25 protein-coding genes, 2 tRNA genes and 2 pseudogenes are annotated in these 20,276 nt (G+C 64.4%); 13 read left to right on the top strand and 16 right to left on the bottom strand.

The features are described 5' to 3' along the window. The first annotated feature begins 189 nt into the window (after positions 1 to 189). Together nodI and QCE69_RS06255 are read left to right on the top strand one after the other, a co-directional pair. Positions 190 to 1,161: a nodulation factor ABC transporter ATP-binding protein NodI gene (nodI, locus tag QCE69_RS06260; protein ID WP_309915672.1), complete on the top strand. Its 972-nt coding sequence runs from the start codon at positions 190 to 192 to the stop codon at positions 1,159 to 1,161. Positions 1,162 to 1,174: 13 nt separating this feature from the next. After that, the gene (locus QCE69_RS06255) at positions 1,175 to 2,035 is read left to right on the top strand and encodes an ABC transporter permease (RefSeq protein WP_309929931.1); all 861 of its coding nucleotides are present in this window, start codon (positions 1,175 to 1,177) and stop codon (positions 2,033 to 2,035) included. A 60-nt stretch (positions 2,036 to 2,095) separates the two neighbouring features. Here the strand turns inward: QCE69_RS06255 and gnd are convergent, their stop codons facing one another. The 3 genes from gnd to QCE69_RS06240 all read right to left on the bottom strand — a co-directional run bounded on the left by gnd (position 2,096) and on the right by QCE69_RS06240 (position 6,639). Further along, on the bottom strand, positions 2,096 to 3,076 hold the full coding sequence (gene gnd / locus QCE69_RS06250) for a phosphogluconate dehydrogenase (NAD(+)-dependent, decarboxylating) (RefSeq protein ID WP_309915667.1): 981 nt from the start codon (positions 3,074 to 3,076) through the stop codon (positions 2,096 to 2,098). 5 nt (positions 3,077 to 3,081) lie between these two features. Next, the gene (gene tkt, locus QCE69_RS06245) at positions 3,082 to 5,175 is read right to left on the bottom strand and encodes a transketolase (RefSeq protein ID WP_309929930.1); all 2,094 of its coding nucleotides are present in this window, start codon (positions 5,173 to 5,175) and stop codon (positions 3,082 to 3,084) included. A 411-nt stretch (positions 5,176 to 5,586) separates the two neighbouring features. Beyond that, complete coding sequence (locus tag QCE69_RS06240) at positions 5,587 to 6,639, bottom strand: NADP(H)-dependent aldo-keto reductase (RefSeq protein WP_309915660.1); 1,053 nt, start codon at positions 6,637 to 6,639, stop codon at positions 5,587 to 5,589. Positions 6,640 to 6,826: 187 nt separating this feature from the next. On the opposite strand from QCE69_RS06240, the gene QCE69_RS06235 reads away from it, so the two are divergent. After that, positions 6,827 to 8,254 carry an MFS transporter gene (locus tag QCE69_RS06235; protein ID WP_309915659.1) on the top strand — a complete coding sequence of 476 codons (1,428 nt, stop codon included), beginning with the start codon at positions 6,827 to 6,829 and terminating at the stop codon, positions 8,252 to 8,254. A 67-nt stretch (positions 8,255 to 8,321) separates the two neighbouring features. Next, positions 8,322 to 8,522: a hypothetical protein gene (locus QCE69_RS06230; RefSeq protein WP_309808160.1), complete on the top strand. Its 201-nt coding sequence runs from the start codon at positions 8,322 to 8,324 to the stop codon at positions 8,520 to 8,522. Between the two features lie 46 nt (positions 8,523 to 8,568). Here QCE69_RS06230 and QCE69_RS06225 read toward each other — a convergent pair whose 3' ends face one another. The 3 genes from QCE69_RS06225 to QCE69_RS06215 form a co-directional block, all read right to left on the bottom strand. Next, complete coding sequence (locus QCE69_RS06225) at positions 8,569 to 9,306, bottom strand: SDR family oxidoreductase (protein WP_309929929.1); 738 nt, start codon at positions 9,304 to 9,306, stop codon at positions 8,569 to 8,571. Between the two features lie 134 nt (positions 9,307 to 9,440). Next, positions 9,441 to 9,644, bottom strand: coding sequence for a hypothetical protein (locus QCE69_RS06220; protein WP_309929928.1), 204 nt, complete (start codon positions 9,642 to 9,644; stop codon positions 9,441 to 9,443). A gap of 169 nt (positions 9,645 to 9,813) precedes the next feature. Beyond that, entirely contained in the window at positions 9,814 to 10,116 is a 303-nt protein-coding gene (locus tag QCE69_RS06215) for a hypothetical protein (protein WP_309915655.1), read from the bottom strand. A gap of 192 nt (positions 10,117 to 10,308) precedes the next feature. On the opposite strand from QCE69_RS06215, the gene dusA reads away from it, so the two are divergent. Further along, positions 10,309 to 11,313, top strand: a complete 1,005-nt coding sequence (gene dusA, locus QCE69_RS06210) for a tRNA dihydrouridine(20/20a) synthase DusA (protein WP_309929926.1) — start codon at positions 10,309 to 10,311, stop codon at positions 11,311 to 11,313. A 121-nt stretch (positions 11,314 to 11,434) separates the two neighbouring features. Next, positions 11,435 to 11,510, top strand: a tRNA-His gene (locus QCE69_RS06205). 167 nt (positions 11,511 to 11,677) lie between these two features. Here QCE69_RS06205 and QCE69_RS06200 read toward each other — a convergent pair. Further along, positions 11,678 to 12,298 (bottom strand): annotated as a pseudogene (locus tag QCE69_RS06200) (IS3 family transposase). 197 nt (positions 12,299 to 12,495) lie between these two features. Between QCE69_RS06200 and QCE69_RS06195 the strand changes: the two are divergent. Together QCE69_RS06195 and QCE69_RS06190 are read left to right on the top strand one after the other, a co-directional pair. Then, positions 12,496 to 12,747 carry a hypothetical protein gene (locus QCE69_RS06195; protein WP_309929924.1) on the top strand — a complete coding sequence of 84 codons (252 nt, stop codon included), beginning with the start codon at positions 12,496 to 12,498 and terminating at the stop codon, positions 12,745 to 12,747. A 126-nt stretch (positions 12,748 to 12,873) separates the two neighbouring features. Then, positions 12,874 to 13,299: a hypothetical protein gene (locus QCE69_RS06190; protein ID WP_309929923.1), complete on the top strand. Its 426-nt coding sequence runs from the start codon at positions 12,874 to 12,876 to the stop codon at positions 13,297 to 13,299. A gap of 71 nt (positions 13,300 to 13,370) precedes the next feature. On the opposite strand, the gene QCE69_RS06185 is transcribed toward QCE69_RS06190, so the two are convergent. The 7 genes and pseudogenes from QCE69_RS06185 to QCE69_RS06155 all read right to left on the bottom strand — a co-directional run bounded on the left by QCE69_RS06185 (position 13,371) and on the right by QCE69_RS06155 (position 16,772). Continuing rightward, positions 13,371 to 14,480 (bottom strand): enoyl-CoA hydratase/isomerase family protein, encoded by a 1,110-nt coding sequence (locus QCE69_RS06185; RefSeq protein ID WP_309929922.1) that lies wholly within the window; start codon positions 14,478 to 14,480, stop codon positions 13,371 to 13,373. Beyond that, positions 14,477 to 15,010, bottom strand: coding sequence for a TetR-like C-terminal domain-containing protein (locus QCE69_RS06180; RefSeq protein ID WP_309931577.1), 534 nt, complete (start codon positions 15,008 to 15,010; stop codon positions 14,477 to 14,479). Before QCE69_RS06180 ends, QCE69_RS06185 begins: the two co-directional genes overlap by 4 nt. Positions 15,011 to 15,025: 15 nt before the next feature. Next, positions 15,026 to 15,172: pseudogene (locus tag QCE69_RS06175) on the bottom strand (helix-turn-helix domain-containing protein); the annotation flags it as partial. 115 nt (positions 15,173 to 15,287) lie between these two features. Further along, on the bottom strand, positions 15,288 to 15,467 hold the full coding sequence (locus QCE69_RS06170) for a hypothetical protein (protein ID WP_309808151.1): 180 nt from the start codon (positions 15,465 to 15,467) through the stop codon (positions 15,288 to 15,290). A gap of 231 nt (positions 15,468 to 15,698) precedes the next feature. Beyond that, the gene (locus tag QCE69_RS06165; RefSeq protein ID WP_309929920.1) at positions 15,699 to 15,992 is read right to left on the bottom strand and encodes a DUF1488 domain-containing protein; all 294 of its coding nucleotides are present in this window, start codon (positions 15,990 to 15,992) and stop codon (positions 15,699 to 15,701) included. Positions 15,993 to 16,152: 160 nt separating this feature from the next. After that, positions 16,153 to 16,509: a hypothetical protein gene (locus QCE69_RS06160; protein WP_309915636.1), complete on the bottom strand. Its 357-nt coding sequence runs from the start codon at positions 16,507 to 16,509 to the stop codon at positions 16,153 to 16,155. Then, complete coding sequence (locus tag QCE69_RS06155; RefSeq protein WP_309929917.1) at positions 16,506 to 16,772, bottom strand: hypothetical protein; 267 nt, start codon at positions 16,770 to 16,772, stop codon at positions 16,506 to 16,508. The genes QCE69_RS06160 and QCE69_RS06155 overlap by 4 nt, the downstream gene beginning before the upstream one ends. Positions 16,773 to 17,102: 330 nt before the next feature. On the opposite strand from QCE69_RS06155, the gene QCE69_RS06150 reads away from it, so the two are divergent. Then, entirely contained in the window at positions 17,103 to 17,495 is a 393-nt protein-coding gene (locus tag QCE69_RS06150; RefSeq protein WP_309915630.1) for a hypothetical protein, read from the top strand. Between the two features lie 42 nt (positions 17,496 to 17,537). Here the strand turns inward: QCE69_RS06150 and QCE69_RS06145 are convergent, their stop codons facing one another. Together QCE69_RS06145 and QCE69_RS06140 are read right to left on the bottom strand one after the other, a co-directional pair. Beyond that, complete coding sequence (locus tag QCE69_RS06145; RefSeq protein WP_309929915.1) at positions 17,538 to 17,876, bottom strand: multidrug efflux SMR transporter; 339 nt, start codon at positions 17,874 to 17,876, stop codon at positions 17,538 to 17,540. Positions 17,877 to 17,919: 43 nt separating this feature from the next. Beyond that, the gene (locus QCE69_RS06140; RefSeq protein WP_309915627.1) at positions 17,920 to 18,417 is read right to left on the bottom strand and encodes a heme-degrading domain-containing protein; all 498 of its coding nucleotides are present in this window, start codon (positions 18,415 to 18,417) and stop codon (positions 17,920 to 17,922) included. A 262-nt stretch (positions 18,418 to 18,679) separates the two neighbouring features. Here QCE69_RS06140 and QCE69_RS06135 point away from each other — a divergent pair. The 4 genes from QCE69_RS06135 to QCE69_RS06120 all read left to right on the top strand — a co-directional run bounded on the left by QCE69_RS06135 (position 18,680) and on the right by QCE69_RS06120 (position 20,255). Beyond that, positions 18,680 to 18,756, top strand: a tRNA-Met gene (locus tag QCE69_RS06135). Positions 18,757 to 18,967: 211 nt separating this feature from the next. Further along, positions 18,968 to 19,363 (top strand): DUF2946 family protein, encoded by a 396-nt coding sequence (locus tag QCE69_RS06130; RefSeq protein WP_309929913.1) that lies wholly within the window; start codon positions 18,968 to 18,970, stop codon positions 19,361 to 19,363. A gap of 92 nt (positions 19,364 to 19,455) precedes the next feature. Then, the gene (locus QCE69_RS06125) at positions 19,456 to 19,818 is read left to right on the top strand and encodes a copper resistance protein CopC (RefSeq protein WP_309929912.1); all 363 of its coding nucleotides are present in this window, start codon (positions 19,456 to 19,458) and stop codon (positions 19,816 to 19,818) included. A 5-nt stretch (positions 19,819 to 19,823) separates the two neighbouring features. Next, positions 19,824 to 20,255 carry a copper chaperone PCu(A)C gene (locus QCE69_RS06120; RefSeq protein ID WP_309929911.1) on the top strand — a complete coding sequence of 144 codons (432 nt, stop codon included), beginning with the start codon at positions 19,824 to 19,826 and terminating at the stop codon, positions 20,253 to 20,255. Positions 20,256 to 20,276: the final 21 nt, after the last annotated feature.

Genomic DNA, 20,276 nt, shown 5'->3' with positions numbered 1-20,276 from the left:
CGTCGTGCCAGCCGTGCAACATCCTTGCCAGGCAGGCCTCGCGCGCTACGGCCGAAACAAAGCACGCGGCTTCCGCACGGATTCGAAACGGGCTTGCCGCTTGCAACAGCACGTCGAGCGCCACGCTGGTGCATTGGATTACACTAGCCCGCTGGATTTCCCATCGCTTTTTCCTCGCAACACGATTGCATGACTGATCAAACATTGCAGCAGCCATCGCGTGCCGGCCTTCACGACGATGCCGGCGCCTGCGCACCCGCCATCGAGTTCAGCGAGGTCAGGAAGCACTACGGCACGCGCACGGTGGTGGACGGCCTTTCGTTCGATGTGCGCCCCGGCGAGTGCTTCGGCCTGCTCGGTCCCAACGGCGCAGGCAAGACCACGACACTCAAGATGCTGCTCGGCATCACGTCGCCGGACAGCGGCTCGATCCGGCTCGTCGGCGAACCCGTTCCGGCGCGCGCCCGCTTTGCTCGCGAACGCGTGGGCGTGGTGCCGCAGTTCGACAACCTCGATCCCGATTTCACCGTCCGCGAAAACCTCGTCGTGTTCGGTCGTTACTTCGGCCTGAAGGGAGCGCGCATGGACGCGCTGGTGCCGTCGCTGCTCGAATTCGCGCGGCTGGAGAGCAAGGCCGATGCGCGCGTCGGCGAGCTGTCGGGCGGCATGAAACGGCGCCTCACGCTGGCGCGCGCCCTCGTCAACGACCCCGACGTGCTCGTGATGGACGAACCGACCACCGGTCTCGATCCGCAAGCGCGCCATCTGATCTGGGAACGGCTTCGTTCCCTGCTCGCGCGCGGCAAGACCATCCTGCTGACCACGCATTTCATGGAAGAAGCGGAGCGTCTGTGCAACCGCCTGTGCGTGATCGAGGAAGGACGCAAGATCGCCGAAGGCAGGCCGGGCGAACTGATCGAGTCGGTGATCGGCTCGGACGTGATCGAGATCTACGGGCCGGACCCGAAAGCCCTCGCCGCCGAACTGGAACCGCTCGTTGCGCGCATGGAAGTCAGCGGCGAGACGCTGTTCTGCTACGTCGATGACCCGCAACCCGTGCATGCGCTCGTCCGCGGGCGCGCCGGCGTGCGTTATCTGCATCGTCCGGCGAATCTGGAAGATGTGTTCCTGCGCCTCACGGGCCGCGAGATGGTGGACTGAACCGCACACGCTCATGAATACCTTCGATCAATCCAGCGCCAAGGCCAAAGCCGCGCGCCGGAAACAAACGCAAGCCCAGGCCGACAACCTCACGCCCCTCTCGAGCGCGCTGCCCGCCAACGCCACCCACTGGATGTCCGTGTGGCGGCGCAATTACCTGGTGTGGAAGAAGCTCGCGATCGCCTCGATGATCGGCAATCTCGCCGACCCGATGATCTATCTGTTTGGCCTGGGCCTGGGTCTCGGCCTGATGGTCGGGCATGTCGACGGCGTGTCGTATATCGCGTTTCTCGCGGCGGGCACGGCGGCGTCGAGCGTGATGATGTCGTCGAGCTTCGAGGCGATGTACTCCGGCTTCTCGCGCATGCACGTGCAGCGCACCTGGGAAGCCATCATGCACACGCCGCTCACGCTCGGCGACATCGTGCTGGGCGAGATTGTCTGGGCCGCCAGCAAGTCGGTGCTGTCGGGCGTCGCGATCATGATCGTCGCGGGCGCGCTTGGCTACGCGAGCTTTCCGTCGATGCTGATCGCGGTGCCGGTCATCGTGCTGACCGGGCTGGCTTTCTCCAGCACGGCGATGATCGTGACGGCGCTTGCGCCGAGCTACGACTTCTTCATGTTCTACCAGACGCTCGCGCTCACGCCGACGCTGCTGCTCTCCGGCGTGTTCTTCCCCATCGCGCAACTGCCCGCGCTCGCGCAGCACGTCACCCAGGTGCTGCCGCTCTATCATGCGGTGGAGCTGATCCGTCCTGCCATGCTCGGCCGTCCGCTCGATGGCTGGGCACTGCATGTGCTCGCGTTGTGCGCGTACGCCGTGGTGCCGTTCTTCCTGTGCGCCTGGCTTTTCAGGCGGCGCATGATGAAATGAAAACGGCGCCGGACCGCGAAGGTTCGGCGCCGCTGTTTCAAGCAGCCAGCGTGACGGCCGCTACTTCACCGGAAACTCGTGATGGCCGCCAAAGCCGAAGCGCATGGCCGACAGCATCCGCTCGGGGAACGACTCGGCGTCGCGCGAGCGAAAGCGCGTGTACAGCGCCGCCGATAGCACCTGCGCAGGCACCGCCTCTTCGATCGCCGCCTCGATGGTCCAGCGTCCTTCGCCGCTGTCGGCGACTTCGGCTGAATAGCGATCGAGCGAGCCGTCGCCGGCGAGCGCGCCCGCCGTGAGATCCAGCAGCCACGACGACACCACGCTGCCGCGCCGCCACACCTCGGCGACATCGGCGAGATCGAGTGAATAGCGCTCGTTCTCCGGCAGGTCGGTGGAGTCCTTGCGTTCGAGCACGTGGAAGCCTTCGGCATACGCCTGCATCAGGCCGTACTCGATGCCGTTGTGGACCATCTTGACGAAGTGCCCCGAACCGACCGGCCCGCAATGCATGTAGCCGTTCTCCACGCGCGCATCGCGGCCTTCGCGGCCGGGCGTCGCCGGGATGTCGCCGCGTCCGGGCGCGAGGGTCGCGAGAATCGGATCGATGCGGCGCACGATCGCCTCTTCGCCGCCGATCATCATGCAATAGCCGCGCGTCAGGCCCCACACGCCGCCCGACGTGCCCACGTCGACGTAATGCAGGCCCTGCTCCCGCAACTGCGCGGCGCGGCGGATGTCGTCCTTGTAGAAGCTGTTGCCGCCGTCGATGATCACGTCGTCCGCCGTGAGGATCTTGCGCAGGTCGCCGAGCGTGTCCTCGGTGATCTTGCCCGCCGGCAGCATCAGCCAGATGACGCGCGGCGTCTCCAGTTTCGCGACGAGATCGCCGAGATCCTTCGCGCCGGTCGCGCCCTCGCCCGCGAGCGTGGCGGTGACTTCGGGGTTGTGGTCGTACACGACGCACTGGTGTCCGTCGCGCATCAGGCGGCGCCCGATGTTGCCGCCCATGCGCCCCAGTCCCACGATGCCGATCTGCATGTCCGTTACTCCTTGCCGTTGGATTTCACACGTTCGAGCTGTTTCTTCGCGGCGTCGACCACCGCTTCCGGCGTGAAGCCGAACTTCGTCTTGAGCGCCTTCAACGGCGCCGACGCGCCGAACGTATGCATGACGATCTGCGCCCCGAGCCGGCCGACATAGCGGTCCCAGCCGAGCGTCGCCGCCTGCTCGACGCACACGCGCGCATGCACGTCTGTCGGCAGCACCGACTCCTTGTAGGCTTCATCCTGCTTTTCGAAGAGGTCCCACGAGGGCATCGACACGACGCGCGCCGCAACGCCTTCGGCCGTGAGCTTCTCGAAGGCTTCCACACACAGCGACACTTCGCTGCCGCTGGCCATCAGGATGACCTCCGGCTGCTTGCCGCCGTCGGCGTCGGCGAGCACATACGCGCCGCGCCGCACGCCTTCCGCCGAGCCGTACTTCGAGCGGTCGAACGTAGGCAGCGGCTGGCGCGTCAGCACGAGGCACGACGGTTCCTTGTTGTGCGTCAGCGCGACGCGCCACGACTCGCCCACTTCGTTCGCGTCCGCGGGGCGCAGCAGCGTGAGTCCGGGCACCGCGCGCAGCGACGCGAGCTGTTCGATCGGCTGGTGGGTCGGACCGTCTTCGCCCACGCCAATCGAGTCATGCGTGAAGACGTAGATGACCGGCACTTCCATGATGGCCGAGAGCCGGATCGGCGGCTTCATGTAGTCGCTGAAGATCAGGAAGGTGGAACCGTAGGGACGCATGTCGGACAGCGCCATGCCGTTGCAGACCGAGCCCATGCCGTGCTCGCGGATGCCGAAGTGCAGGTTGCGTCCCGAGTAGTCGTCATGTTCGAAGCTGCCGGCGCCCTCGAACTTGAGGTTCGTTTTCGTCGACGGCGACAGGTCCGCCGCGCCGCCGATCAGCCAGGGAATGCGCTGCGCGATCGCGTTCAGCACCTTGCCCGACGAGTCGCGCGTGGCGAGGCCCTTCGGATCTGCGTCGAAGTTCGGAATCGCGTCTTCCCAACCTTCGGGAAGCGTGTGATCCAGCATCTGCCGGGCTTCCTTCGCGAGTTCGGGATGGCTCTTCTCGTAGGCGTCGAAGCGCTGCTTCCATTCGGCATGCAGCTTCTTGCCGCGCGCGCCCATGCCTTCGGCGAAGTGCTGCATCACGCCGTCGGGCACGTAGAACTGCTTGTCCTCGGGCCAGCCATAGAACTTCTTGGCGAGCTTCACTTCGTCCTCGCCCAGCGCCTCGCCGTGCGCGCCCGCCGTGTTCTGCTTGTGCGGCGCGCCCCAGCCGATGATGCTCTTGACGATGATCAGCGTCGGCTTGTCCTGGGTCGCCTTCGCCTCCTTGAACGCGGCTTCGAGCGCGGCGCCGTCGTTGGCGTCATCGACGTGGAGCACGTTCCAGTTGTAGCCATGAAAGCGCGAGGCCACGTCGTCGCTGTAGGCGAGTTCCGTGTGGCCTTCGATGGTGATCGTGTTGCTGTCGTAGATCCACGTCAGGTTTGACAGCTTCAGGTGCCCCGCCAGCGATGCCGCCTCGTGCGAGATGCCTTCCATCATGTCGCCGTCGCCGCACAGCGTCCAGACGTGATAGTCGAACAGCGTGTCGCCGCCCTGGTTGAAGTGGGCTTCCTTCCAGCGCGCGGCCATCGCCATGCCCACGCTGTTGCCGAGACCCTGCCCGAGCGGACCGGTGGTCGTCTCGACCCCAGTCGTCATGCGGAACTCCGGGTGACCGGGCGTCTTGCTGTCGAGCTGACGGAAGTGCTCGATGTCGTCGATCGAGACCGCGGCCTTGCCGGTCGGCTTGCCGTGTTCGTCGACTTCCTTGACGCCGGTGAGATGCAGCATCGAGTACAGCAGCATCGACGCATGGCCGACCGAGAGCACGAAGCGGTCGCGGTTCGGCCACAGCGGCGCGTCGGGATCGTAGCGCAGGTGGTTCTGCCACAGGTGGAACGCCACGGGCGCGAGCGCCATCGGCGTGCCGGGGTGGCCGGAGTTGGCCTTCTGCACGGCGTCCATCGACAGCGTGCGGATGGTGTCGATCGACAGGCGATCGAGGTCTTTTGCTTGAGGTGATGCTTGAGACATGAGCGACGACTCCTTTGCGAAGAGCGCGCTGTGGCTTGAGGCGCCGCAGCGGGCAACCAGGACCATCGAGCAAGTGTAGTGCCTTGCAGCCGGCACGGCACCGCGAGTGATGCGAAGGACGCGCCGTGGCGCGCGGCGATGCGGCGCTACGGGCGTTCAGACGGCGTTGTTGATGCAGGATGCGGGCGCGAAGTGCTTCCTGTCCTGCCTTGTTACCTTGCGACGTGCGGCACTTCCAGCGGGTAATGTCTTCAAGCGGTTTTCCTGGAGGCCGGGCGATGAAGCGCCGAGGCCCGCCGCCGCGAGAACCTCCATGCTGACACATTCACGGCGTTGCCCGCAAAAAGCGTGGCAAATCCCTGAACGCACAGGAAATTCCGCGGCGCGTCCGGCCGACGCATCCGGAAACCTTCAGGGCGCAGGATTCGGCTGACGCTCGTGCAGCGCGTCGATTTCGGCCAGAATTTCTTCCGACAGTTCGATCTCCACGCTGCCGATGTTTTCCTTCAACTGCTCCATCGTCGTCGCGCCGATCAGTGTGCTGGTCGTGAAAGGCCGCTGATTGACGAACGCGAGCGCGAGCTGCGTGGGCGTGAGGCCGTGGCGCGCGGCAAGTTCGACATAGGACGTGATGGCCGCGACCGACTGCGGCTTGCTGTAGCGCTGGAAGCGCTCATACAGCGTGATGCGCGCGCCGGCCGGACGTGCGCCGCCTTCGTACTTGCCGGAGAGCCAGCCGAACGCCAGCGGCGAATACGCGAGCAGCCCGACGCCATCCCGGTGCGTGAACTCCGACAGCCCCAGTTCATAGGTGCGATTCACGAGGCTGTAGGGATTCTGAATGCTGACGATCTTCGGCAGCCCGGCCTTCTCGGCCGCGTGCAGGAACTGTGCGACGCCCCAGGGCGTTTCGTTCGACACGCCGACATGACGGATCTTGCCTGCCTTCACGAGTTCGGCGAGCGCGGCGAGGGTCTCCTCGATGGGCACCGTGTATTCGTCGTCGACGTACGGATACGCCGAACGGCCGAAGGTCATCGTGCTGCGGTCGGGCCAGTGCAGTTGATACAGGTCGACATAGTCGGTGTGCAGGCGCTTCAGGCTGCTGTCGATGGCTTCGTTCAGGTTCTTGCGGTCGAACTGGTTGCCCGCGCCGCGAATGTGACGCGGATTGTGCGGCTGGCGCGCGGGTCCGGCGATCTTGGTGGCGAGCACGATATCGGCGCGCTTCGACGGGTTCCGCGCGAGCCACGTGCCGATGTATTGCTCGGTGCGGCCCTGTGTTTCAGGACGCGGCGGCACCGGGTACATTTCGGCGGCATCGACGAGATTGACGCCCTGCGCCAGCGCGTAGTCGATCTGTTCGTGCGCGTCGCGCTCGGTGTTCTGCTCGCCCCAGGTCATGGTGCCGAGTCCGATCAGACTTACATCGATACCCGAGTCACCCAGTTTCCGAAACTTCATTGTCCAATCCCTCTTGTTGGCGTTATGTCTGCATGCCGTCAGCGCTTCGTCAGCGCGTGGCCAGCCTTGGCTGTGGCGGGCTTCCAGGCAAGCGCGAAAACTACCATAGGCGCGCAAGCTCTGCTGTCGCGGCTAGAATGGCAGCCTCGCCCACCGTCCATCCGCCCGTTCAGGAATGCCCGATCCGATGCCGTCCGCAAGCGAGCGCGCCCGCCAGCGCAGCGCGTCGCTCATCGTCATGCTGGTCGCTGCGACCTTCTTCATGGAGAACCTCGACGGCACGATCATCGCCACGGCGCTGCCGCAGATGGCGCGCTCCTTCAACGTGCATCCCGCCGACATGAGTCTCGGCATCACGGCGTATCTGCTGACGCTCGCCGTCTTCATTCCGATCTCCGGCTGGGCCGCCGACCGCTTCGGCCTGCGCACCGTGTTCGGCAGCGCGATTGCCGTGTTCACGGCGGCGTCCGTCCTGTGCGCGACCACCTCGACCCTGCCCGCGTTCGCCGCGGCGCGCGTGCTGCAGGGCATCGGCGGCGCGATGATGGTGCCGGTCGGACGGCTCGCCGTGCTGCGCGCAACACCCAAGGAAGGCTTGATGCGCGCCATCGCCATCATCACGTGGCCGGGGCTCGTCGCGCCGGTGATCGGGCCGCCGCTGGGCGGCTTCATCACCACGTACTCGTCATGGCGCTGGATCTTCTATCTCAACGTGCCGCTCGGGCTGATCGGCCTCCTGCTCACGCTGCGCTATCTCGACAACACGCGTGAGGACGCGCGGCGCCGCTTCGACCTGCCCGGCTTCGCGCTGTGCGGCATCGCCTGCACCACGCTGCTGTATGCGATGGAACTGAGCGGCCGCAGCGACGCCGACTGGACCTCGGTCGGCGTGCTCGTGCTGGTGGGGGGAATCGCGGGCATCGCGTCGTGGCTGCATCTGCGCCGCGCGGCGCAACCCGTCGTGGACCTGGCCGCGTTGCGCGTGAAGACCTTTGCCGTCGCGATGGGCGGCGGTTCGCTGTTTCGCATCGCGATCAGCGCCGCGCCGTTCCTGCTGCCGCTGATGTTCCAGGTCGGCTTCGGCATGAACGCGTTCGAATCGGGCCTGCTGACGCTCGCGGTGTTCGCGGGCAACCTCTCGATGAAACTCGTCACGACGCCCGTCATGCGCCGCTTCGGCTTTCGGCAGGTATTGATCGTGAACGGCGTGCTCGCCGCGCTCTCGCTCGCCGCGATGAGCCTGCTCGCGCCGTCGACACCCAAGCTCGTGATCGCCGCCGTGCTGTTCGCAAGCGGATTGTCGCGCTCGTTGCAGTTCACGGCGCTCAACACGCTCAGTTTCGCGGACGTGCCCAAGGCGCAGATGAGCGCGGCCTCCGCGCTGTCGAGCACGCTGTTCCAGATGACGATGGGCATCGGTGTGGCGATCGGCGCCATTGCGCTGCGCTTCGGCGAATGGCTGCATGGGCACGATGCCCATAGCATCGGCCCGGAGGATTTCAGCGTGGCGTTCCTGATCGTCGGGTTGATCGGGCTGATCGGCGTCGCCGATCTCTTTACGCTCGCACCGGATGCGGGCGCGCTGGTTTCAGGGCACGGCAAATCGAGGACCTGATGCGCGGGCGCGCCGAATTTGCGCGTCCGCTCTAAAGGCTGATCCGTCCCTGCCGTAAAAGTGCGCTATGAACTCGCACACGCTCGACTCCATCGCCGCCCTGACCGAAACGGTCGCCGTCATCCGCCACGCCAAAGGCCTCAAGAATCCTCACGACTTCACCGCAGGCTCGCTCGAACATGAGCTGGCCAGCGCCGCCTTCGCCGACGACTTCCTGCGCGCCCTCGACGCCGAGCCCGGCATCGGCGCCTGGTGGCCGATGCAGTGATCCGCGCGGCATGGCCGGAAGCAGGTCCATGCCGTATTGGATGAGATCAGAGCTGGCTCATCCCGCCGTCGATCACGATCTCCGTCCCGACGATGAATCCCGACTCCGGCGCGGAGAGATGCAAAACCGTCGCCGCCACTTCGCTCGACTTGCCGAAGCGGCCGAGCGGAATCTGGGCTTGCAGCTGCGCACGCGCGTCATCGACGATGCCGAGCTTTTCGTGCAACGGCGTCGAGACCGGACCGGGGCTCACCACGTTGACGCGCACGCCGCGCGGCAGCAGTTCCGCCGAGAGCGTTTTCGCCAGCGACACGAGCGCCGCCTTGCTGGCTGCGTAGACCGGTGACGTCGGCATGCCGATGTGCGCGTTGATCGAACCGTTCAGCACGATCGATGCACCTTCGTTGAACAGAGGCACCAACGCCTGGATCTGGAAGTACGGGCCTTTCACGTTGATCGAGAAAGTGTCGTCCCAGGCGTTCTCGTCGATGTCGGTGAACGGCGCGAAGATGCCGATACCCGCATTGACGAATACCGCGTCGAGGCGGATTTGAGCGTCTGAAAGTTGCTGCGCGAGTTCACGTGCGGCGGCGACCGTGCCCGCGATGTTGCGGATCGCGAGCGCATGTTCGCCGAGCGTGGCGCGCGCCTCGGCGAGTGAAGCCTCGTCGCGACCCGTGATGACGACGCGCGCGCCTTCAGCCGCAAATGCCTGCGCGGCCGCCAGGCCAATGCCGCTGTTGCCGCCGGTAACCAGGACTGTCTTGCCTTCGAAGCGATTCATGACGTTCTCCTTTGAACGTTGATCTGTGTGAAGGCATTATGGGCGCGGGTTTGCGCGTTGCCGTACGAGCAGCTTGGCGAACTCGTTCGAAGTCATCGAACGAGTTTCTGTCCAGCTTTGTGCGACGGATGGGTTCAGCGGTCGTTCGACATGCCTTTCAGGCGGTCATTGCCGGCATCGCGCGCGGCGTCGGCGGTCGCGAAGTTTTCCTCCGAGACCAATGCACGCTTGACCTCCTTCGCGGAAAAATCAACCAGCGCGATGACCCAGACGAAACCGCCCGCCTGTTCCGCGGTTTGTACGAACGCGCGCAGATTCCCTTCATTCGACGATGCCATACCGACCTCCTCGTGGATGGTGACGCACCGGCGGCGTCGCGGATGCAGCGCCGCTGCGTGTTGCACTGGCTGGACGGGCGCAACCGTCGGCCAGCATCACGCGTGCGATGAGGGCAGCGCCGCTTGCGCACGCGCGATCGGATGTCGCAGGAAACGGACCGCGCCGGGATCAGACGGCGGGGAGATCCTCCAGCGATTTCTCGATCTGCCCGTCCTGAACCCGCGCCTCGATGCCCACGTGGCCGTTTGTATAAGGCAGCGCGCCCACTTTCGGCCCGAGAAAAGTTCGCCCGCCGAGCGTGAACAGCGTGCGCACTTCCTTGCCGCTGTGGATGGCGTCCACGACCTGCTGAACGTCCACGATGGTGGTGGGCGCGGTCCAGTCGTTAGTGGATGAATCGAAACTGCCCCATCGCACGCTGGTCACGCGGTCGTTGACCCAGCGCACGCCGTCGATCGCCAAGGTTGCCATGGCTGCCTCCAATTTCGTCCCGGGGGAAGGGAAAATCGTAGCATGGGGTGGCGTGGGGGTGGGCGGAGCGAACGGGGTCCCGGACGCCGCGCGACGCCTTCCTGCCCGGTTTTCCGCCGCAGTGCGGTAAAATCGCAAATTCCCTTTATTTTCAAGCGGCTCGCGTTCAGTGGGCCCGTTGCTCATTCGCTCATGGCCGCCGTACCCAAGCTCAAGTCCCGTCGTGTCTCCGTCGCTCCGATGATGGATTGGACCGACCGCCATTGCCGTTCGCTGCATCGTCTGGTGTCGCGGCACACCTGGCTTTATACGGAGATGGTGACGACCGGCGCCCTGCTGTATGGCGACGTCGCCCGTCATCTCGCCTTCACGCCGGCCGAAGCGCCCGTCGCGTTGCAACTTGGCGGCAGCGAGCCAGCCGATCTCGCCCGCAGCGCGAAGCTCGGCGAACAGTGGGGCTACGACGAAATCAACCTCAATTGCGGCTGCCCGTCGGAGCGCGTGCAGCGCGGCGCGTTCGGTGCGTGCCTGATGAAGGAGCCGCAGCTCGTCGCGGACGGTGTGAAGGCGATGCGCGACGCCGTAACGATACCGGTCACGGTCAAGCATCGCATCGGCGTGGACGAGGTCGAGGATTACGCGTTCGTGCGGGATTTCGTCGGGACCGTGGCGGACGCGGGTTGCGAGGTTTTCATCGTGCACGCGCGCAACGCGATCCTGAAAGGGCTAAGCCCGAAGGAAAATCGCGAGATTCCGCCGTTGAAGTATGACTATGCGTATCGGCTGAAGCGGGATTTTCCGCATCTGGAGATTTCGATCAATGGCGGCATCAAGACGCTGGACGAAGTCGAAGAGCATCTGAAGCACGTCGACGGCGTGATGCTCGGCCGCGAGGCCTATCACAACCCCTACGTGCTGGCAGCCGTGGACACGCGGTTCTATGGCGCGTCCACGCCAGTGCCTTCGCGTGAAGAGATCGAGGAAGCGCTGATTGCATATGCGCGCGGCGAGCTCGCGCGCGGCACTTATCTCGGCGCGGTGACACGACATGCGCTCGGACTGTATCGCGGCGTGGCGGGTGCGCGCGGATGGCGTCGTGTCCTGTCCGACAGCCGCCGCCTCGCCACCGGCGATCTCGCGATCTTCGACGAAGCGCGCGGGCATCTGCGTGAGGCGATGGAAGCAATCGAATCGTGAACGCCGATGGGCGGAAAAAGACGCTCAAAAGGACTAGTCAAGTGTGGTCTTTGTTCGTATAATCTCGCTTCTTGATTGCTGCGGTAGCTGTTTCAAAGCAGTCGGGATCGCAGTAACAGTGGTGGCTGTAGCTCAGTTGGTAGAGTCCAGGATTGTGATTCCTGTCGTCGTGGGTTCGAGTCCCATCAGCCACCCCAAGAATTCATGCAAAAAGCCCAGTTCCATGAACTGGGCTTTTTGCTTTTCGGGGTTCGTGTTTGCGCTAGGTCGGCAATCCGGGCAACGCGAAAATGATGTTTGCATTCTTCTCAGGCGAGCGCTCGCTCGCGCATGAGGTCGGTCGGAATCAGTGGAGGCCAACGCGTTAAGCAACGGTACGATCCAGATAGAATCGCCGCGTAAATGCGGCAGGCGACAGGTAGTTCAGACGTGCCTGCGTGCGCTGCCGGTTGTAGAACATTTCGATGTACTCGGCGATGGCGAGCCTGGCCTGCTCGCGCGTTGCGAAGCGCTGATGACAGATCAGTTCGTTCTTGAGTGCCCCCAGAACGATTCGATCGGCGTGTTATCGTAGTCATTTCCGCGGCGACTCATCGACGCGCGCATGCCGAACTGCCTGAGGAGCTTCTGGACATCGGTGGCACCGGATAATCCTGTCGCATCTGTTCAATCACGCCGTACTTCACCGCGACTCCCTCGCAAAGTGCGTCGCGAATTTTTTTAACAGGTCGCGCTCCATTTTCACTTCCGCCAGTTCTCGCTGCACGCGCGCCAGCTCGGCCTCCAGTTCGGTCAGCGGCTTCTGGTCCCTGCCGACCTTCTGCAGTTTGCCTGCCTTGGCTGAACGCACCCAGTTCGCCAGTGTCTTGAGCGGAACCGAGAGCCGGCGTGCCGCTTCCGAAACACCGACACCTTCAGTCAATGCCTGCTTGACCGCCTCCTCGCGAAACTTGCTCGTGTAGACCGCTTTGGGAATTCGATTCATTCATGCCTCCGTTTCACGATTTTACGAAACGTTGGCTTCCACTTTTTTCAGCCGACCTCTCCCTAGTCCGGTCGCAGACCCGCGTACGACTGGACAGAAGGCCCGTCCACTTAACCTCTCCGGGCTGGGCAGAAACTTGCTGAGCTTCTCTGTGCACTCAGCCAAGGCATTTCGCCTACGCCGCCCGGAGAACCATCATGCCCCGCCATCGTCTTGCGACAGCTGCTCTCGTTCTCAGCGCCGCGCTTGCCCACACAGCGCAAGCCCAGCCCAGCCGCCCGGACAACGGCGCCTCGATGGTCAAACCGCCGACCACGCCCGGTGCGCCATCCGCAAGCGCGACCCGTCCCGACAACCCCGACAACATGCCGGTCAAGCGCCCCACTCCGCCGCAGAACAGCGATCGCATGCTGCACCACAGCCCCGCGAGCGACGCAATCGCGAAATAGTCATGCACGGCGCCGGTCGCAGGCTGGAAGCACCCGCGACGCCCCTATAATGGCGCTCGTCACGATACTCCGAGAGAACCGCGGCTCCGGGCTTGACATGTTCAAGCGATCCAAGCGGTCCTGCCAATGCAAAAAATCATTCTGCCGTTCGTTTCCGGTTTCCTCGCCGCACTCTTTTTTCGCGAATCGACCTTGGCACTGCTGCACGCGGCAGGCCTCATCGATCCCGCTGGCTTCTCCACCCTGCCCTTCCTTCCGCTCGGCATCCCGGAATTCATCGCCAACGCGCTCTGGAGCGCGGTCTTCGGCGTTCTGATGGCGTGGCTGCTGCGTGTCGCGCCGGACCGCAGCGCACCATGGATCGGGGCACTTGTGTTCGGCGGCATCGTATTGACGGCGGTCGGCGCGTTCATCATCGATCCCATCCGCGGCATCTGGCCCGCCGGCAACATGCTGCCGCGCCTCGCGCCCAGTTTCATCGCCAACGCGATCTGGGGCTGGGGCGCCCTCGTCTTCATGCGCGCCTTGATGGCAGGCAGCGACACACGCTGATCCGCGCTCACGCCGCAAATAAAACAAAAACGGCCCGACCGGGCCGCTTGCACGCCGCGAGGCTCCCCCGTTCAATCCTTCAAAAGCCTGAGCGGATGCGCCGCCGGCGTCCACGCGCTTTCGAACATGCGCTCGACGTCCGCGGCCTTCACGTCTTCCAGCCGCGCCAGCTTCCATTGCGGCTGATTGTCCTTGTCGACGATGCGCGCGCGGATGCCCTCCACCACGTCGCCGCGTTCGAATACCGTGCGCGTGAGGTCGAGATCGCGACGCAAGGTCTCCGCCATGGTCGAGAACTTCGCGCGGTCCACTTGCTGCAAGGCCACATCGACCGATAGCGGCGAACGCTCGCGCAATTCCATGGCCGTCTGTCGCGGCCACTCTTGACCGGCATCGGCATCGCGCTCGAGCGACGCCAGGATCGACGCGCCATTGCCCGCCGCAAAATGCTTGTCGATCAGGGTGCGCGCATCGGCGAGCGCGCTGCGTTCGGGAATCGGCGCCACCTTGTACTTCGTGGTTTCACCCTGCACGAAACGCACGATCTCCACGCCATCGAGGAAGCGCTGATGTCGCAGCGATTCGATCAAGCCGGGCAACGCGCCGTCGTCGAGATAGGCGTCGGCCATGCGGGCATAGAGCGCATCGGCAGCGGCCATGGTCGCGCCGGTGGCCGCGAGATAGCGGCCGATCGCGCCCGGCGCGCGCGCAAGAAACCAGCTCACGCCGACATCCGGAAACAGCCCGATGCGCGTCTCGGGCATCGCCATCCTGGTGGATTGCGTGACGATACGCAGGCCGCCCGTATGATGCGCGCCCTGCGAGATACCCATGCCCCCGCCCATCACGACGCCGTTCACCACCGCGATATATGGTTTCGGGAACGTGAAGATCGCGTGATTGAGCTTGTATTCCTCGGTGAAGAAAGCGTCGATGGCTTCGCGCTCGCCCGCCTTCGCCGATTCGTACAGGAAGCGGATGTCGCCGCCCGCGCAGAACGCGCGCACGTGCGGACTGAAGATGACGACTGCGCGGATCGCCTGGTCGTGCCGCCATGCGCGCAGCGCCTCGCTGATCGCGCCCAGCATCGGCGCGGTCAGCGCATTGAGTGCCTTCGGACGTTCGAGCGCAATGAAGCCGATGCCGTTGGCGGTGTCGATTCGGATGTCTTCGGTGGTCATCGTGTTGAGGTGTCGGGTCGGTTCGCTGAATTGCCTTGAGGTTCTGCTTTCCGAGGTTTGGTTCCCGTGTTTCGCGTCTGGCCGGCGCGCTCGTCCGCCTGCTTGCACCACGCTTCGAGCGACAGCTCGACGAGCGTTTCCACTAATGTGGCGGGCCATGCCGCGCCGTTCAGCTTCAGCGCGACGATGCCATGCAGACTCGCCCAGAGTCCTTCCGCACAGGCCGCGGGCACGGCGTGCGGCGGCAGGCGTCCGGCCGCGCGCAGCTCGAGGAACGCGTCGGCGATCGGCGCCAGCATGGCCGCAACGGCGCCGGAGGCTTCTTGAGCATCTGCTGGAGCCTGCGCCCCGACATCATCCGTCGCGGCTTCGCCGGAGAGCGCCGGCTCCATGAACATCAGCCGATACGTCTGCGGTTCGGCCAGACCAAATTCGACGTACGCGCGCGCCATCGCATGCAGACGGGCGGCCGGGTCCACGATGCTCGCCTGCGCAACGAACGCCTCGCGCAAACGCAGGTGGCCTTCCATGCACAGCGCCCGCGCAATCTCGCTGCGGCTCCTGAAGTGAAGATAGAGCGCGGCGGGAGAATAATCGATGGCTCCGGCAAGCTTTCTCATCGACAGCGAAGCGAAGCCTTCCCGCCTGACGATCTCGCGCGAGACTTCAAGTATGCGCTCGCGCAGCGCCATGCGCTGCTCGCGTCTCTGCTCGGTGCGGTGCGCTCGCGGTCCCATGCGAGGCATTGTCGGCACCGTCAATTTCGAAGTCAATTCGCGGCCCCGCCCTGCGCCGCCGATGACCCGGTCAGACTGGCATGCGGTCGTTGTCCGGCCGCGCGACCGACTCGTACAGCGGCTCGTCCGAGTCGCGCAGGACGACCGAAGCGAACACGATGCATACCGCCAGAATCAGCACACCGACGGCTGCCCAGATGAGCCATAGCGCATTGGACTCGACAAGCGAGTGAAGAAAGGAATGGAACATGACGACCCCGTGCGATTTTTATAATGTGGTTGCTCAAGCCGAGCGCATGGCGTCGAGCAAGTACTATGCCGAGCGAATCGCATCGCGTGCGGCGAGTCTGGAGATGGTACTCCGTTGCGTGATAACGCGAAAGCAGACGCTCGGGGGCGTTCGCATCTTTTTATCGGCGGGCACACACACCGCGATGCAGGTCTTACATCGCGCCATGTAAGAGTGGAAATCGCGTGGGCTTCAGTGCTGCGTCGACGTTACCGGACCGGGCGGGAAGTGGCCGCTTTTCAGGAGCACCGGCATGCCGTTGGTCACGCGCAAATGCTCGCGCGCCACGGCTTCGATGTGCGTGCGCGCGGCGTCGAACGCATTGATCCAGCCCGCGCTGTCATAGGTCTGCGCGCCGAAATGATCTTCGAGCGCTTCGACCGAGATCGCGCAGGGCACGCGCCGGCCATCGACGAGCGCGGCGAATTCGACGGTCAGATTGGAATCGCGATAGTCGGGCGCGTCCTGAAGAAATCGGATGTCCATGATGGTCTCGTAGCTTGGCCGTGACGGCCCGCTCCACGCGAATGATGCGGAGCGCTCGACCGGCTCATGCTTCGCGTAAAGCGGTGCGGCGACTATGGTAACTGCGCGGCCGTCGTGCGGTCCATACCCCGCGGCCTTCGCGATAACGCCAGCGAGTGCGTTACGCAGCAAGCACGTGCTCGTCGATATCGACCACCAGCAGCGAGCTCGCCAAGGGATCGGCGTAATTGAAATCCAGCAGACGGCTCATCTCGCGCACGCGCTCGCAGACCCGCTCGCGGGCGTCGTCGGCGAGCTGCGGATAGGTGCGCAGCACCTGCGCATCGAAGCGGTAATGCACGCCCCATGCGATGTTGCCAGGATGATTGGCCACCCCACCCGTGCGCCAACTGACGAACAGCGAAGGCGCCGCCTCCAGTCCGATCTCCGCGATGTCTGCGCCGCTCGGAAACAAGTCGGCCAGGCAGCTCGCGACGTCGAACAGCACCGCGTGTCTCAGGTGAATGGGGCGTATCATGCCGGACGCAGCAAGCGGTCGATATACTCGCGCGCTGCCTGTTCGACGTGGGCGAGCGCCTCGGCTTCGGTCGAGAAACGCTGCTCCGGGCCGAGGTCGACGAGCGCCTCGAAACGATGCACGTCGTCCGGGCCGCCCTGCGCGAGACTCACCGATCCGACGTAGATCGGCCCGGCCTCGCTCTGTGGCTCGTGGTTCTGCACGAGCCGCGCCGAAGCGCTGATGTAGTAGCCCCGGTATGGCCCCGTGACTCGTTCTGCCATGTTTCTTCCTCCTTTGACGGACCGCGCGCCGCGGCTCACGACGCTTCGATCAGGCAATTTCAACCGCCGATCAGAACAGTAAGGCGTCGGATCCGGAAATTAGTTCATTCGTTCCCATTGTTTCATCGGCGCCGCGGTCGTCTCGCCGCGGCATAGGTCCTTCAGCCTTCTTTCGCAAGCATCGCGCCCGGCGGACGGCTTCGCTAACAAGCGCTTACGTGTTGCGTAAGGCGTGTATGGGACAATGCGCTCTCTCAAAAAGGCCCTCATGCGACTGTCCTGTGACCGTCCTGTGAGCGGCGCAACATCATTCGTTTTCACGAGGTAAAGATGAAGGATCACGGCCGGCGCACGCGCCGACACTCCGCATGCGCAATTCAACCCGACGCTTCGGACGTTGCTTCGAAGGCTTCCTGGCTGCGTGCCGCGCTGACTGGCGCGGCCGCGCTCGCAATGGCGAGTCTCGGCGCATGTGCATCGTCGAACGATGCTTCGCTGATCAACCTGCCCGATGGCCAGACGGGCTACGCGGTCAACTGCAGCGGCGCCGATGCCGGATCCAGCTGGGCCAGCTGCTACGTCCTGGCCGGCGAGAAATGCGGCGCGACCGGCTACGACATCGTGTCGAAGGACAACGAGGAAGGCGGCCCCACCGGCGGCGGCATCACCAACGTGATCTCGGCGAACGTGAAGAATCGTTCGATGATCGTCCGCTGCAAATAACGCCGCAGCGTTCGCACGCGCGGTCCGATCATTCGATGGTTCTCAGTGCGCGCTCATCTTCGAGAACGCGTTGAGCACGACGACGCCCGCCACGATGAGACTCATGCCGAGCATCGCGGGCAGATCAGGCGTCTGCTTGAAGTGCAGCGCGGCGACCAGCGTGATCAGCACGATGCCCGCGCCCGACCACACGGCATAGACGACGCCGACCGGCAACGCGCGCAGCGTCAGCGACAGCAGATAGAACGACACTCCGTATCCGGCCACGACGATCGCCGCGGGAAGCGGGCGCGTGAAGCCATCGGAGGCGCGCAGCGCGGAGGTTGCGATGACTTCGGCGACGATCGCGATCGCGAGCAGGACATAAGCGGTTGAGCGCATCGATTCCTTCAAGGCTGGGAGGTTGCGTGTCGGTCGTCGTACGTCAGTCCTGACCGAGCGAGAGCTGGCTGAAGTCGTGGCCAAGTACCGCGCAGAGCGCTTCGACGACCATCTGGTGATCGTCGCGCTGCGCCAGTCCCGAGACCGCCACCGAGCCGATCACGCCCGCGCCCGCGACGCGCAGCGGAAAGGCTCCGCCATGCGTGGCGAACTCGGCGGGATCGAGGCTGAACTTGTCGGCGAGCGTGGTGCCCGCCTGTTGCAGCGTGAGCCCGAGCGCATACGAACTGCGGCGGAAGTGTTCGACGGTGCGTGACTTTCGTTCGATCCAGCGCGCGTTGTCGGGTGTGGTGCCGTCGAGCGCGATATAGAACAGCTTGCGGCCGAAGGTGCGCACATCGATGGCCACGGCCGCGCCGCGCGCCACCGCCATCTCGCGCAATTGCGAGCCGATCTGCCACGCCTGTTCGGCATGGAACTGCGGGAACACGAGCGTGCGTTCCTGATGCGCGATGGCCTGCAGAACGTGTGGAATGTCCATGAGCGTGCGACTCCTTGACTGGCTTGTCTGGTGGGTGTGTGCCGCGCTTGAGTCACGGCACCTCTGTGCGTGGCACACGGCCGAGGCTTGCGATTTTGACATGCGCGGATGCAACAGCAACATGCGAACCGGCCATGCATCGGTGCTAAAGCGACTCGATGCAGCATCGTCTCGTACAGGCAATTCGGTTCGACATGCATTGAGAGACGAGCAAGCCATTGCGCTCAAGTAAGCGATGACTTATAATCTTTTCTTCGACGGACGCGGGGTGGAGCAGTCTGGCAGCTCGTCGGGCTCATAACCCGAAGGTCGTAGGTTCAAATCCTACCCCCGCAACCACAGTTGAAGATTCATGCAGCAGCGCGTCAGTCAAGACAAGTGAATCAGGCAACACGTCGTACACATCAACCCGCCATCGAGCGGGTTTTTTGTTGTCTGCCGTTCTTCTTCTGCATTCCTCCGCGTCGAACCGTCGCTCCCCGAGACGCCGCCCCGCCAGACCCCCATGGCATAATCCCTCGCTCAGCATCGTCCAACCATCGAACGCGGCATGCATCATTTGCGTCGGGCCATCGTCAGGAAGATCGGCGGAATCGCGGCACTTTGCGCGATCCTGCTGCTCTCGCTTGTGCCCGTCACGTCGCAGGCGCTCGAACACGCGCGCATCGATGCATTGCTCGCTTCAGTCTGCGCTTCCGTTGCACCCACCGCGCTGTCAGACCAGCAGCCTCCCGCGCATCGCACTAAACACGACAGTCTCGCGCACCTGCGAGCCTGCGCCTATTGCGACTTCATCGCGCACGCGCCCACTCCGCCCGCAACGCCATCCAGCCCCAACATTCTGCAAGCCACGCGCGAGCCGTTCGTGACCCAAGCTCCCGCCGACGCACCATTCAGCGCACGACTGCGCGCCGCACAACCCCGCGCCCCGCCCGCCGCTTTCTGACGTCTGACGCGCGCGCCTGAAACCACCACGCCGCGCCTCCATTTCAACACCCTTCCGCGACGCACCCCGTCCGGAACCTTCAAGGACACGTCATGAAGTCATCATCGCTTGTGCGCGGCGCGCTCGCGCTCGCCTGCGCCCTGGCCGCGCAACTCACGCTCGCCCACGCCTTGCCCAAATTGCAGCAGCCCGGCCCCGGCGCGACGGTCAGCGCGCCGCACGAGGTCGCCATCGACTTCGGCGAAGCGCTCGAACCGACCTTCAGCAAGCTCATCGTCACGAATGCGCAAGGCACCCAGGTCAACACCGAAAAGTCCGTGGTCGCCGACAACGACAAGAAGCACATGAGCGTCGCGCTTCCTGCGCTGCAACCGGGCGTCTACAAGGTGCAATGGACCGCGCTTGCCGCGGACGGACATCGCACGCAAGGCCACTACAACTTCACCGTCAAGTGAGCATCATGAAAAAAATCGTTTTCTTCACAGGCGCGCTCGCGTGCGCGTCCCTCGCTCAGGCGGCCACGCTCGAAGCGCATGACTGCTGGATTCGCGCGATGCCGCCCACGCTGCCGTCGTCGGGGTATTTCAGCCTCGCAAACAACGGCGACACGCCCGTCACGCTCACCGACGCGCAAACCCCTGCCTTCGGCATGGCGATGATGCACAAGTCCGAAATGAAGAGCGGCACGGCCACGATGTCGCCCGTCGATTCCGTCGATGTCCCCGCCCACGGCAAGCTCGACTTCGCGCCGAAGGGCTATCACCTGATGCTCGAGGAACCGGCAAAGCCGCTCAAGGTGGGCTCCACGATTCCGCTGACGCTGACGTTCGCGGACAAGTCCACGCTGAACATGAACTGCTCGGTCAAGCCGGCGGGAGCGACCGGTCACTGACCAGCGGCCGCCTGACCCAGA

It is taken from the genome of Caballeronia sp. LZ032, from assembly GCF_031451315.1.
Lineage (GTDB): Bacteria > Pseudomonadota > Gammaproteobacteria > Burkholderiales > Burkholderiaceae > Caballeronia.
The sequence above is the reverse complement of the archived record's forward strand: the minus strand, read 5'-3'. Positions and strand labels throughout refer to the sequence as shown.